Origin of the sequence: Halobacillus sp. ACCC02827 (assembly GCF_030291935.1) — a bacterium.
GTDB lineage: Bacteria > Bacillota > Bacilli > Bacillales > Halobacillaceae > Halobacillus.
The window spans coordinates 3,390,339-3,403,676 of record NZ_CP128168.1 but is presented as its reverse complement, the minus strand read 5'-3'; the positions used below and the strand labels follow the sequence as shown (position 1 = coordinate 3,403,676).

Genomic DNA, 13,338 nt, shown 5'->3' with positions numbered 1-13,338 from the left:
GACACGGAAGTTGATTATACTATTTAAACGAGGAGACAACCACCATGAGAAAGTTACTATTGTTTCTGATTGCTTTACTTGTCATCATCGTCGTTGCAACCCCTGTCTCTGCTCAAGATATATGGAAATGGAAAGATAACCCGAAAGAATCGTATGAGAAGGTGACCCGTCATATTCAGGGCCTGGTCGAAGGTACGGATGTGAAACAGGAAGTTCAAACATTCGGGGAGGATCTACGCTCTTTCTTTGACGGAATCGAATGGAAATACGTAGAGGACTCTGAATTGGAGCAGCCGCAGGCGGAAAATAATGGTGTGGAAACACAGGCAGAGCCGGCAGCTGAGGAAGGGTCCATCGACGATTATCAACCGAATGAGTTCGAGAAGGAAGTTGTAGCGCTTGTCAATGAAGAACGGGAGCAGCGCGGCCTTGCCCCGTTAAAAATAGATAATCGGTTAAGCGGTATGGCCAAGGTTAAATCGCAGGATTTATCGGATAAAGACTACTTCAGCCACGAATCGCCGACTTACGGTTCGCCTTTTGATATGATGAACCAGTTTGATTTCGACTATAGGGCAGCTGGTGAGAATATTGCTGCAGGTCAAAGGACGCCGGAACAGGTAGTGGAAGGTTGGATGAACAGTGACGGCCACCGTGCCAACATTCTTCACAAAGACTTTACGCATATCGGTGTCGGTTATGTGAAGGGTGATGGAAGGTACACAACGTATTGGACGCAGCTTTTCATGACACCAAAATAAACAGAGAGCAGGGCACGAAATCGAGGTGCTCTGCTTTTTTGTTATATATATCTGATTGTTTAGAAAATTGGGTGAAATATGCAGATCACAATAGTTTTTATTCGTTATAAAGTGCTATAATTCTATAGCGACTATTTATTATTACTAATTGAAGATAAAGAAAGAAGGGTAACTGCATGGACAACCTCCCCGGTCTGTTTAAAAACGAGAGATGGATGAAAAGCCTTTTTCAACAATTGGAAGACGGTATAGCGATTGTGAAGAAGGAGGAGGACTGTTTTCTGTTCCTTTATGTGAACCCCAGTTTGCTGGAGAGGTACCCCGGGATGGAAGGGAACATCCTGAAGAAAACGGACCACGCAGCAATGTATAATCATCTGTGTCGTGTGTGTGAAGCGGCAGATCGAAAGAACGGACAGGTGGTACCTATAGCCGAAGAACCTTCTTCCCCATTTCAGGAGCCTTATCAATTATATTGCATGAAACCGGAGGCCGTCTATTGCATTTCCATAGATGGGAAAGCGAGGAGAGGTGCCGGCAGAATAGAGATGTGGATGGAGGATGCGTACCGCTATCGTTCTCTCGTAGAGACGTCGCCGGATGCAGTGTTCGTTCACGATCAGGATGATAGAATTGTCTATATTAATCAGACGGCCGTTCATATGATCGGGGTGAATAAACCGGAAGACGTGTATGGACAGGATATAAAAAGATATTTCTCAGGGGAAAACGAGGAGAAAATAAGGGACCGTCTCAGGCGTCTGTTTGCCGGTTTGGAGGTTAAGGGACCGATTGAACGTCAACTAGTCAAAGTGGACGGCACATGCATGGAAGTGGAAGTACACGGGGGACTTGTACACTATTCCGGAGAAAAGGCGGTACAAACCGTGTGCCGGGATATTTCCGAGCGAAGGATGCAGCAGGAAAAACTGAAGACGATGGCCTATTATGACCAACTTACCAATGTAGCAAATAGAAGGTACTTTTTTGATAAGTTGAACAGCGAACTCGAACAGGCGGAAGAAGATCAGTCTATGCTTGCTCTCCTTTTCATTGATTTAGATAACTTTAAACAAATCAATGATAGGTATGGACATCAGATCGGAGATGAAATACTTGTCATCTTCACCAAACGTGTGAAACAGAAGCTGCGTGATTCTGATACACTTTCCAGGCTCGGCGGTGATGAGTTCGTCATCCTGCTTACCAGTATAACATCGGGTGATCAGCCGAATAAAGTGGCCGATCGGATCATGAACAGTATCACGAAACCTATCTTCAAAGAGGGCCGCGCTATCCATATCAGTGCTTCTATAGGGATTTCTATTTACCCAGATCACGGACGGGACAGGAATGATTTGATGACGAGGGCGGACAGAGCCCTTTATGACGCTAAAGAACGAGGAAGAAGCAGAATTTCTGTCTCTACGGAAGAAGACAGGTGATAACTGGAAGGCGTGAACCAGCAAGGAGGAATACATATGGATTACATCCGTTATTTACGCTCTATGGTCGGACAGCAGCGGGTAATTATGACAGTGAGCGGGGTCTTCGTTCTTGACGAACAGGATAGAATCCTGCTGCAGCTCCGTTCGGATACAAACAGTTGGGGGATCCCGGGGGGCTTTATGGAAATGGACGAAACTGTGGAAGATGCAGCGAGGAGGGAAACGAGAGAAGAAACAGGACTGGATCTCGGGAATATGGAATTGTTCGGTGTTTACTCAGGAACCTCCTTACATAAGACATTCCCAAATGGAGACAAGGCTGCCCTCGTACAAATTCTTTTTACCTGCAGAGATTTTGAAGGGGAATTGAATGAAGGGGACAGCGAGACGTTGGATGTAGGATTCTTTCCTCTGCACGATCTGCCTGAGAAAATGTTTGAAAAGCATAGGTTGTTCATTGAGGATTTTTTACAAAAACAGCCTCCGGTGATCGGATAAAAAATCATTCCTATTCTTTTAAAAAGAACCCTTAAGGGTTCTTTTTTTAGTTGTCTGTTCACTATAATGAAAGGGTTTTGTCGATAAATTAAGAAAAAAGTAGATATATTGAGAAAATAAGGCATAAACACGCATTTTATGTTCGTTATAGAGGATTTATGGGGGAATTTTAGCTTTGACACTTTCATAAAATATCTTATAATCAAAGTAACATTCGTTAAAACGAACAGAGGAGGCGGTCTTCCACCCATCGTTTTGGACGTGTCATTGTTGGACTCCGTCATGAAAAATCAGGAGGTTAAGATATGGAAAATGTAGTGACTATTCCTAATGTAAACGAACAATCCCCCTCATTGAATATTTCTGGTGTAAGACATACGTACATGAAGCCTCGTATCACTGCCTTCATTCCTGCACATAACGAAGAAAAGTCGATTCGTGACTGCCTCGAAGGACTCGGGGACCAGACCCTGCCGAAAGATGTGGAATTGGACGTCATCGTCATTGCTGATAACTGTACTGACAGAACAGAAGAAATCGCACTCCTTGCCGGTGAAGAGTTCAACCTCAACTTGAAAGTGTTGACAACGGAGAATAATAAACAACGCAAAGTTGGAGCATTGAATTCTGCCTGGAAGAGTATTTATGGCGATCCGCTGGACTTGTATAACAAAAAACCGACAATCTATGAAGAATATTATAAGAGTTCGGTCAAAGCCATCCTCGGTATGGATGCGGACAGTCGTCTTGCTCCGGATGCTCTTGCAGAACTCTGGGAAGGATTGATGAGTGCTCGTAATATCGGTGGAGTTATGGCCAAGTACACGATGAGAATGCCTAAGAAGAAGAGCCTGCTTTCGAAAGATGACGTTCGTTATGAAGAACTTCTGGCGAGCGGTCAGTATGGAGGTCCTGTGACCAGATGGTGGACGCACCAGCAGAAGCAGGACATGGCGAGCTGGCTGCTCGATCTGCAATACAGGGGAGGAAGCACATACGTTCTTGGAGGTCAGGCGACCCTGTTCCGTCCGGAAGCGCTGCAGGATATCGTAGACGAGAACAAACTCGACGGTCCATGGCAGGATGAAAGTGATGTAGAGGATATGCTGCTTACATGGCAGATACAGAAACGCTGGAAGACTTTGATCAGTCCCAAAGCCCGCTGCTTCGTTGATGCTATGAGGTCCTATCATACGTTTCGTCAGCAGCGTAATAAGTGGCAGGGAGGAACGGTCGAATTACTTACGAATAACGATATCGGGGTGAAATCAAAGCACAGGGCGAAAATCTGGCGGTCACAAATCAAGACGATGATTGATCTATCCATCCGTCTTATCTTCTTTACCCTTCTGCTCGTATCTATTACGACCGATCAATTTTACTGGGCGTGGATATGGTTGACGCCTGTTGCGCTTGCTTCGATCCTTAATACGATTCTTGCTCTGAAGACGCCGATGCACAGGCCGGTTGATGTGATTCTGGCGGCGCTGCTTATCAGCCCCGAGATTTATTTATGGGTAAACTTCATCACCTTCTCCAACGTTTGGCTTGGTAAGTTATCGGCCCATAAGAAGGATGGATGGGCAGTCCAGTACAATGCAGAGCGCGGGCAGACGAAGAGTAAGATTGTAGAAGGGATGCTCGCAGTCATTGTCTTGATCGGTGCACTCGTTTATGTAGCCGTTACACACAGGGATTTCTTTACCAGTGAGAAGGTTCAAACGGCTGTTTATCCATACTTGGATGCAGGCTGGACAATTTTGACCTTCCTTACCGTGTACACGTCATTACTGATGCTTTATCAGATTTGGACATTAAGAGGAAGACATACGGCTTGATCCCATAAACCAGGAGGTAGAACGATGAACATTAAAAAAGCGATCATTCCTGCTGCTGGATTCGGAACAAGGTTCCTTCCTGCTACAAAAGCCCAGCCGAAAGAAATGCTGCCGATTGTCGATAAGCCGACCATTCAGTATATCGTAGAAGAAGCAATAGCTGCCGGCATTGAGGAAATCATCATCGTGACCGGGAAAGGGAAACGCTCGATTGAAGACCACTTCGATCACGCCTTCGAGCTGGAAGCCAATTTGAAGAAGAAAGGCAAGTGGGAGCTCCTGGAGGAAGTGCAATACTGCTCAGGGCTTGCTGATATTCACTACATCCGTCAGAAAGAGCCGAAAGGACTGGGGCACGCCATCTGGTGTGCAAGGAAGTTCATTGGTGAAGAGCCGTTTGCGGTTTTGTTGGGAGACGATATTGTGAGGTCCGATTACCCGGGTATCCGGCAGTTGATGGACGTCTACGATGAAACGGGAGCATCTGTAATCGCTGTCCAGGAGGTTGCCCCCGAAGAAACCCACCGATATGGAGTAATTGCTCCGACAGCCAACACGGGAAGGAAGTTTGAGGTCGGTGGTTTTGTAGAAAAACCGGTGCAGGGGACGGCTCCATCCAATTTCGCAATCATCGGCCGTTATGTACTTACTCCGGAAATATTTGCTTATTTGGATAAACAAGAGATTGGGGCAGGGGGAGAGGTGCAGCTGACGGATGCGATTGATCGGTTAAACCGTACCAATCCCGTGTATGCCTGGAATATGGAAGGTCGCCGGTATGACGTTGGGGAGAAGGTCGGTTTCGTCCAAACGACCATCGATTTCGCTCTGGAGCGCGAAGAGCTGAAGGATGAACTGCTTGCCTATCTGCGGGACGTCGTCGCCCTTCATGAAGAACAGAAGCTGCGCGTCTTATAAATTATAGAAAAGCTGCGGATAATGGATCGCCTCTTGGAAAGCGTTCCATTATCCGCAGCCCTGTCCTATAAAAATTGCTGGAAGCAGCCCCGGTATGGGGCTGCTTCTTTGTTAGTAATCATCGTCTTATTTTTTGAAGGAGTCTTAGAATTTCAATGTAGAGCCATACGAGCGTTACGATCAAACCGAAGGCTCCGTACCATTCCATGTGCTTCGGTGCACCACGGTTGACTCCCTGCTCGATGAAATCGAAGTCGAGAACAAGGTTCAGTGCGGCAATCGCTACGATGAACAAACTGATTCCGATACCTACAGGTCCGCTGGAATGAAGATAGGGGACCGAGGCACCGAAGAAATTCATGATGAAATTGATCAAATAAACAATTAGGATTCCGAACGTCGCGGAAACGACCATCAGTCGGAAGTTGCGTGTCACTTTGATTATTCTTGTGGCATAAAGGAACAACAGAGCTGCCATAACGGCGAAGGTGAGACTAACGGCTTGGATGACAATCCCCGAGTATGCTCCCTCGGCAAAGGCTGAAATACCGCCGATGAAGAAACCTTCCAATGCCGCATAGATCGGCCCTGTTACGGGTGCCGCTTTAGGAAAGAATGCTGTTATGATGGCGAACACCAATCCGCCGATCACTCCGATCATCATCATCATCGTTACGTCGACGCCTTGAGTATATTGGTACCATGTATAGAAAGCTGTTCCTAATAAGAAAAGGAATAAGAGTGCGATTTTCGCTACTGTACCCCCTAGGGTCATCGTCGCGCCCATCTCACCCCGGCGTTGAAACGTATCGTTCTTTAAAATGGGATTTCCACTGCGCATGTTCTTCCTCCTTTATACGATATATGAGATCGTTCCCTGCATCAATGAGCGTACCACTGATACAATTTCTTTGGTCTGCCGATCTTTTGATGACTGACGACCTGCTTGACCTTTCCTTCTTCCAGAAGGTGCATGAGATAACGATAAACCGTCGGATAGGCCAATCCGATCTCTTTGGAAATATAGTCGACCGGATACGGTTCTTTGTTTTTCTTGAGAAAATCGGAAATCGACTGCAGCGTACCGCGGCTGATACCTTTCGCGGTAAAGACATCCTCTTCGTCCTCTTGTACGAGCTTCATGTTGGCAATCTGGGCATGAAGCTTGATTCGTGAAATCAAATCAGGTGCTTTTACCGGTTTTAAGGCAAAATCCGTCGCTCCCTCTTCCAGGAATTTGTCTGCGATCTCCTGCCGTTCATCCACCGTCAATACAAGAATGGGTACCACCGAATTGTGTTTGCGGATCTCCCGTACGGTTTGAAGTCCGTCCATCTCCGGCATATGATAGTCTACCAGAATGACGTCATAGGAATTTTCCAGGAATTTAGCCACTCCCTGACGGCCGTTCTCTGCAGTATCCGATTCCCACTGGGCATGCCTGCAAAACTCTGTCAGCATATACCGCAGTGATTCATCATTATCCATGATCAATATTTTCATCTCGTACTCTCTCCTTCGGTAAATGAATCCAAAATGCTGTTCCTTCCCCTTGCTGGCTTTCAATAGAAAGGTCAGCGCCATGTTCCTGAACGACATTCTTTACAAAGGTCAGTCCGACGCCTGGGTGTGATTTGGTGCTGTATCCGGCATTCCATATTTTATTAATATTTGCCTGGCTGATCCCGTGCCCATTGTCTTTGACACCGATCTGGATGTTACTACCGGATACCTTAGTGGCGATAATGACTTTGGCGTCCTGCTTCCCGGCGACGGCATCGCTTGCGTTATCTATCAAGTTCACCAGCGCTCGCGTCATTCGTATCTTGTTAATATAAATTTCAATCGTTTCTTTCGCTTCTAATTCAAATTGATAGATCGGTTCATCCGATAATTTATTGGCTCGGACGTATTCGATGAACGTCTTCAAAGAGCACCAATTCTTCTTCTCATGATAGAGGATTTCCGAGACCATATCACTGGTGGATTGAATGGAGGCGGAAATCTTCTGTGTGTACTGCCGAATGTCCTCATCCTGCGTTTTCATCTGGATGAGAGAATTTAAGCCTTCCATTAAGGATAAAGGTGTTTTCAAGTCATGCACTAGGTGCAGAGCTTCCCGTCCTGATCTTGATTCCACCATGTCGAGGCGGGCGATATCGAGATCCTGCCTCATTTTTGTCCGCTGTTCTGAGACGATCAAATAAACGCCCAGAACCGTCGCATTGGTAACAAAAACAAGGAAGAAAACGAGGCTGTAGAAATTAAGTGTCGTTCCGAACCCGAGTGCTTCCGCTGCTGCCTTCACCTGAAGAGAAATCTCCCCGCCGCCGAATCCGAAAGCGGTCAGGAACAGAACCATATCAAGCCACTGGGCTCCGAACAGCAGTTGAATGAACAAAATCGATTTGAACAGCGGCCGCAGCCTTCCTTTTCCGAGAAAGTGAAGAATGGAAATGGAGACGAGTAGGAAAAGAGCCGGTCCGCCAAAATAATAGTTTATGGAATTATACCCGTTGATGACAGCATAGACAAGAGGAATGATAAGAAGCGGGATGACTACTTTCAGCCACGGGCGCTGTAACTTATCCCCGAGCTCATCTCCAAGCAGTAAGGCTCCAAGGTAATGAGGAAGAGCCCTGATGGTGTTTAATAAGACGAGTCCGAAGGCGGCGAGCATTAAGGTGCTTCCGGAAGGCGTCTCATCCAAATCCTCAAGGACGGATGCGAGCCCGGATCGTTCGACCGTGAGCCAGAGCGGCATCGTTGCACCGATGAGGATGAGAGCGACCTGCAGCCAGATGCTCTTCGAGTGTATGACTTCTTTGAACATGATATCCCCCTAATCATCGTATATCTTTCTCTACATTTTAATACAGGTTACTGCTTTTTACGATCTTTTTTCCAATAAAGGGCAGAAGGGAAGAGATTTTGAAGATCGGTCCTACCAATCTTCTGCAGGCATAGTATAATGGATTCAAAAAAAGAGGATGAAAGGTGAACGACACTTATGATTGTGATCATCGACAACTATGATTCTTTTACTTATAATTTAGCCCAATATTTTCAAACAATGGAGGAGGATGTCCGCGTCTTCCGCAATGATGAAGTGACAGCGGAAGAGGTACAGCAAATGGACCCCACACTAATTGTGCTGGCGCCAGGTCCTGGAAATCCGGGAGAAACAGGTGTAGCCAAGGAAGTTCTTACCCTTTGCAGCAGAACCATTCCCATTCTCGGCATCTGCCTTGGTCATCAGCTGATTGTGGAGCATTTTGGAGGGGTGATTGAAAAGGGAGAGCAGCCCGTACACGGGAAAGTGACGGAAATGACACATGACGGGCGCACGATTTTCCGTGATCTTCCGGAGCGGATTAAGGTGACCCGCTACCACTCCCTGAAAGCATCCACAAGCAGGCTGCCGCAAGTCTTTGAAATTAGTGCGGTCTCAGAGGATGAAGTAGTTATGGCTGTCCGGCACTGTGAACTGCCTGTTGAAGGGATCCAGTTCCATCCGGAATCGATTCTGACGGAGTTTGGGATGGAGATGCTTGAGCGTGCGTATCGTCAGGCGGTTGTTTTTAAACGTGCGACCTTGGAAGTGGCCGGCATATGATCGAAGAAGGCTCCCTGTTGTTTGAGTTTGCGGACAAGGAAGGAAAGGTCACACCTCAATGGTTCCGGCATCCTCTTGAAGTTTTGACCGCAGCGAGTGTGGAAGAAGTCCAGCAGATCTTTGCACGAGTAGACGAGCTGCTTAATCAGGGGTACTACGTCGCTGGGTATGTTGCTTATGAGGCAGCTCCGGCCTTTGACGAGTCCTTTATTGTTCACACGGAGACAGATTGGCCCTTAGTCTGGTTCGGCGTCTATGATGGTCCTGTGGAAGACAGTGGCGATCAAGACAGGTGCGGTTCTTTCTCTGTCTCTGATTGGCAGCCGATCGGTGATTATGAGACATATAAAGAAGGGATAGGGAAGATCAAGGAAGGAATTGAGCGTGGAGATACCTATCAGGTGAACTATACGACCAGATTAAGAGCGGCGATTAAAGGGGAGGACTATGCTTTTTACCGTCAGCTAGTTGAAAATCAGCGCTCTAAATACAGTGCTTATCTGCATATGGGAGAACGACGCGTCCTGTCTGCGTCTCCGGAACTGTTCTTCCGGATTGACGGTTCGACTATCACGACAAAACCGATGAAGGGTACGGCTCCGAGGGGGAGAACTTATGAAGAGGATGAACAGAGGAAGAGGCAGTTGGTGGAATCAGAAAAGGAACGGTCGGAAAACTTGATGATCGTTGACCTGCTCCGGAACGACGTCGGCCGTATTGCCCGTCCTGGTTCGGTACGAGTGCCAAGATTGTTTGATGTGGAGACATATCCCACCGTTCATCAGATGACATCAACGATAGAAGCGGAGCTTCCTGACATCTGCCGCATGGGTGACATCTTTCAAGCGTTGTTCCCATGCGGGTCGATCACTGGTGCTCCTAAGGTTCGTACGATGGAGTATATTTCCCGGCTGGAATTGTCCCCGCGAGGCGTTTATTGTGGTGCGATCGGATATATGACACCAAAGAAAGAGGCTGTCTTTAACGTACCGATCCGAACGGTCATGTTGGAAGGGGATAAGGCCGTGTATGGTACAGGCGGCGGAGTGACGTGGGATTCAACGTCGGAGGGAGAGTATGAAGAACTTCATACGAAAGCGAGACTGCTGAAGGAAAATCGTCCTGAATTCCGGCTTTTGGAAACGATGCGCCTGGAGGATGGAAGGATAGGTCTGCTTTCTTACCACCTTCAAAGATTGCGCCACTCAGCAGATTATTTTGATTTTCGTCTGGATGAATCTTCGGTGAATAGCAAGCTGGAAGAGCAGATGCACCTTCATCCGCATGGAGCCTTTAAAGTCCGTTTACTAGTGGATAGAAACGGGGAGAGTACTGTAGAAGTACATTCTATTGACCCGCCTCATGGGCCTGTCGTCTGCGGTGTTGCCGATCAGGCGGTGGATGAGGATGATCCGTTTCTTTATCATAAGACGACTCACAGGACTGTTTACGAACAGCATCAGAAACCGGGGATGTTCGCCACTTTACTGTGGAATTCCAGAGAGGAATTGACGGAATTTACGTTCGCTAATCTCGTTGTCAAGGATAAGGGGAAGTATTATACGCCTCCAGTCTCCAGTGGATTGCTTGCCGGGACATTCAGAGCAAAGCTGCTCGATGAAGGAGTGATCGAGGAGAAAGTGCTGGAGAAACCATCCCTCTCCGGTTTTGAAGAAGTTTGGATGGTCAACAGCGTGCGTGGGTGGATTCGGGTGGATTTTGAATAGGATGATCATAGGTTAACAAAGGAGTTTGGGGTCATGAAACATATTGTTTTTTATGATGCACAGTGTCCATTCTGTTTCTATGTGAAGAAGACTTTCCGAGCATTCGATTGGCAGAATCGTATTAAATGGGTATCTGTTCAGGAAACGGAGAAAACAGACAGGTATCCTTATCTGGAAGGAAGACCAGTTCTGGAAGAGATTCATATGTTGACGAAAGAAGGAGAAATCGTTCAGGGGTTCCATACAATCCGCAAACTGCTGCTGGCCCTTCCGCTGTTCTCTGTTTTCGGTATACTGTTATCTCTACCCGGGATGAGCACCATCGGTTCCCCGCTCTACCGGTTCGTTTCCGATCATCGCCACCAATGGTTCGGACGCTATGATATCCCTAGATATGAATAAGCAGGTAAGGGAGCATCTTTCAAGGAGAATTCCATTCTTGAAAGATGCTTTTTTTTGTTCATAAAGTTTATTTTTCTTCTCTTAAAGGGATTAAAAGGGAGGTAATCTATGTTACATTTGTTATATCAAAATAATAATCGCGCGAGGAGTATGCATGATGAATACGGAGTACATGTATATCGGTGAGAAATTAATAAACGACCATGTTATGCTCTCAGACAAGGTGGAAGAGATTGGGAGATCGGAATTTCCGAGAGGGTATAACAAAACAGCTGCCTGGGAGAAACTGTTCGTTTATCTCGGAGAAGCGCTTCTGAATGGGAGCGGACAAGTAGACGATAAAGTGTTTCGTTGGGCGGAAGAGGCGGCGGAGAGGAAAGTGGAAGCCGGTATCTCGCTGGATCAATCACTTCAGACGATCGGATTTGTCCGCCGGGCTCTTTGGGAAGTTTTCGAAACCCAGATCGAAGGCAATCGGTTCTCCCCGAGTTCGATTCTTCAAGTATGTAAAGTTGTCAATCCGTTGATCGACAAGGTCGCCTTATACTTCAGTCAGGTTTATTTAGAGAATATCCGGATAGAGACAGAAAAGAAAGAGACGCGTCTGGAAGAGTTATCTGTGCCCGTCGTACCGATTACGGAAGGAGTGGCTGTACTGCCATTAATCGGGGAAGTCGATACGATACGAGCGCAGTGGATGATGGAACACACACTTGATAAAAGTACCGTACTGGATTTGGATTTTCTTTTTATCGATGTGTCAGGAGTGCCGGTCATCGATACAGTGGTTGCTCATTATATCTATCAGGTCGTACATGCTCTCGAGCTTGTCGGCGTCCACGCAACATTGACAGGTCTGCGTCCGGAAACGGCAAAAGCGCTGGTGGATATGGGGATTGACTTTGCTCACGTCCATACTAAGGCTGGGCTGCACCAGGCTTTGGAGGAAATCGGAATGTACAGACATGTCTAGCAGTCTGCAACACCCTTAAATTGGAAAAGGGTGAAAGTTGTTTTATAATGAAAGGGCCGTTGGAACTGTTCCAACGGCCCTTGTCTTATCTTTTATTTAGAAGATGGTTCAGAAACTTTCACCAGTTGTTTACCAAGGTTTTTCCCTTCGAACAATCCGAAGAATGCATCAGGAAGATTCTCGAAACCGTCCACAATCGTCTCCTCATAGGTGAGCTTTCCTTCTTTCACCCATTTGGACAAGTATTCGAATCCTTCAGAGAAACGATCTGCATAGTCGCCTACAGTAAAGCCTTTAAGAAGCGCACTGGATTTGATCAGGTGCATCTGGATGCGCGGGCCTTGGTCGTTCGGTACGTTGTAAGAAGCGATGGCACCACATTGAGAAATGCGGGCAAACTTATTAAGCAACGGATAAACCGCATCAGAAATGTCGGCACCTACGTTATCAAAGTAGATGTCTACACCGTTCGGGCATGCTTTCTCTAAAGCTTCCGCAACGTTTTCTTTCTTATAATTGATAACTTCATCTGCGCCGAGCGTGTCTTTCACGTAGGCAAGTTTCTCATCAGATCCGGCGATTCCGACAACGTGGAGTCCTTGGATCTTACCAATTTGGACGACTGCGGAACCAACGGCACCGGCAGCTCCGGATACGACAAGTGTTTCGCCTTGTTTCGGCTGGCCGATATCCATGAGTCCGAAGTAAGCCGTCAATCCAGGCATACCTAGAATTCCAAGAGATGTTGTCACAGGCCCCAGGCTTGTATCTACTTTACGTACTTGATCGGCCTTGGCAATCACGTATTCCTTCCATGGAAGCATTCCAGTGATGACGTCGCCTTCTTTCAAAGCATCGCTTTCTGATTTTACGACTTCCGCAACCACGCCGCCTTCTAGTGGCTCGTTTAGTTGGAACGGCGCAACATAGGATTTCGTATCATTCATTCTGCCTCGCATGTATGGGTCTACAGATGCGTAGAGCAGCTTGACGAGTACTTCTCCATTCTGCGGGTCCGGTGTTTGTGTTTCGACCATTTTGAAATGTTCATGTGTTGGTACAGCTTCAGGTCTTTGAACTAATTGAATTTCACGATTCATCTTAACACTTCCTTTCATATTTTTAATGGTAACTCGTAATTTACCGAGAGGGAAATC

13 protein-coding genes are annotated in these 13,338 nt (G+C 46.8%); 9 read left to right on the top strand and 4 right to left on the bottom strand.

What is annotated here, in order from left to right; all coding sequences use genetic code 11:
- Positions 1–44 precede the first annotated feature (44 nt).
- From QRD89_RS17915 to galU, 5 genes are all read left to right on the top strand, one after another.
- Positions 45–761 (top strand): CAP domain-containing protein, encoded by a 717-nt coding sequence (locus QRD89_RS17915; RefSeq protein WP_286095950.1) that lies wholly within the window; start codon positions 45–47, stop codon positions 759–761.
- A gap of 176 nt (positions 762–937) precedes the next feature.
- Positions 938–2,206 (top strand): sensor domain-containing diguanylate cyclase, encoded by a 1,269-nt coding sequence (locus QRD89_RS17910; protein WP_286095949.1) that lies wholly within the window; start codon positions 938–940, stop codon positions 2,204–2,206.
- A 36-nt stretch (positions 2,207–2,242) separates the two neighbouring features.
- Positions 2,243–2,707, top strand: a complete 465-nt coding sequence (locus QRD89_RS17905; RefSeq protein ID WP_286095948.1) for an NUDIX hydrolase — start codon at positions 2,243–2,245, stop codon at positions 2,705–2,707.
- 305 nt (positions 2,708–3,012) lie between these two features.
- On the top strand, positions 3,013–4,545 hold the full coding sequence (locus tag QRD89_RS17900; RefSeq protein ID WP_008636850.1) for a glycosyltransferase family 2 protein: 1,533 nt from the start codon (positions 3,013–3,015) through the stop codon (positions 4,543–4,545).
- A 24-nt stretch (positions 4,546–4,569) separates the two neighbouring features.
- Positions 4,570–5,463: a UTP--glucose-1-phosphate uridylyltransferase GalU gene (galU, locus tag QRD89_RS17895; protein ID WP_008636851.1), complete on the top strand. Its 894-nt coding sequence runs from the start codon at positions 4,570–4,572 to the stop codon at positions 5,461–5,463.
- Between the two features lie 118 nt (positions 5,464–5,581).
- On the opposite strand, the gene QRD89_RS17890 is transcribed toward galU, so the two are convergent.
- Genes QRD89_RS17890 through QRD89_RS17880 form a run of 3 tightly spaced genes read right to left on the bottom strand, consistent with a single transcriptional unit; the run spans position 5,582 to position 8,296 of the window.
- A complete protein-coding gene (locus QRD89_RS17890) occupies positions 5,582–6,304 on the bottom strand; it encodes a Bax inhibitor-1/YccA family protein (protein WP_008636852.1) in 723 nt (240 codons plus the stop codon).
- Positions 6,305–6,345: 41 nt separating this feature from the next.
- Complete coding sequence (locus QRD89_RS17885; RefSeq protein ID WP_008636853.1) at positions 6,346–6,966, bottom strand: response regulator; 621 nt, start codon at positions 6,964–6,966, stop codon at positions 6,346–6,348.
- Positions 6,944–8,296 (bottom strand): sensor histidine kinase, encoded by a 1,353-nt coding sequence (locus tag QRD89_RS17880; RefSeq protein WP_026577777.1) that lies wholly within the window; start codon positions 8,294–8,296, stop codon positions 6,944–6,946. Before QRD89_RS17880 ends, QRD89_RS17885 begins: the two co-directional genes overlap by 23 nt.
- Before the next feature lie 177 nt (positions 8,297–8,473).
- Between QRD89_RS17880 and QRD89_RS17875 the strand changes: the two genes are divergently transcribed.
- From QRD89_RS17875 to QRD89_RS17860, 4 genes are all read left to right on the top strand, one after another.
- Complete coding sequence (locus QRD89_RS17875; RefSeq protein ID WP_286095946.1) at positions 8,474–9,079, top strand: anthranilate synthase component II; 606 nt, start codon at positions 8,474–8,476, stop codon at positions 9,077–9,079.
- On the top strand, positions 9,076–10,806 hold the full coding sequence (gene pabB, locus QRD89_RS17870) for an aminodeoxychorismate synthase component I (protein WP_286095945.1): 1,731 nt from the start codon (positions 9,076–9,078) through the stop codon (positions 10,804–10,806). Before QRD89_RS17875 ends, pabB begins: the two co-directional genes overlap by 4 nt.
- A 33-nt stretch (positions 10,807–10,839) precedes the next feature.
- Positions 10,840–11,208 (top strand): thiol-disulfide oxidoreductase DCC family protein, encoded by a 369-nt coding sequence (locus QRD89_RS17865; RefSeq protein ID WP_008636859.1) that lies wholly within the window; start codon positions 10,840–10,842, stop codon positions 11,206–11,208.
- Positions 11,209–11,365: 157 nt separating this feature from the next.
- A complete protein-coding gene (locus QRD89_RS17860) occupies positions 11,366–12,181 on the top strand; it encodes an STAS domain-containing protein (protein WP_008636860.1) in 816 nt (271 codons plus the stop codon).
- Between the two features lie 92 nt (positions 12,182–12,273).
- Here QRD89_RS17860 and QRD89_RS17855 read toward each other — a convergent pair whose 3' ends face one another.
- Positions 12,274–13,281, bottom strand: a complete 1,008-nt coding sequence (locus tag QRD89_RS17855) for an NADP-dependent oxidoreductase (protein ID WP_008636861.1) — start codon at positions 13,279–13,281, stop codon at positions 12,274–12,276.
- Positions 13,282–13,338 lie beyond the last annotated feature (57 nt).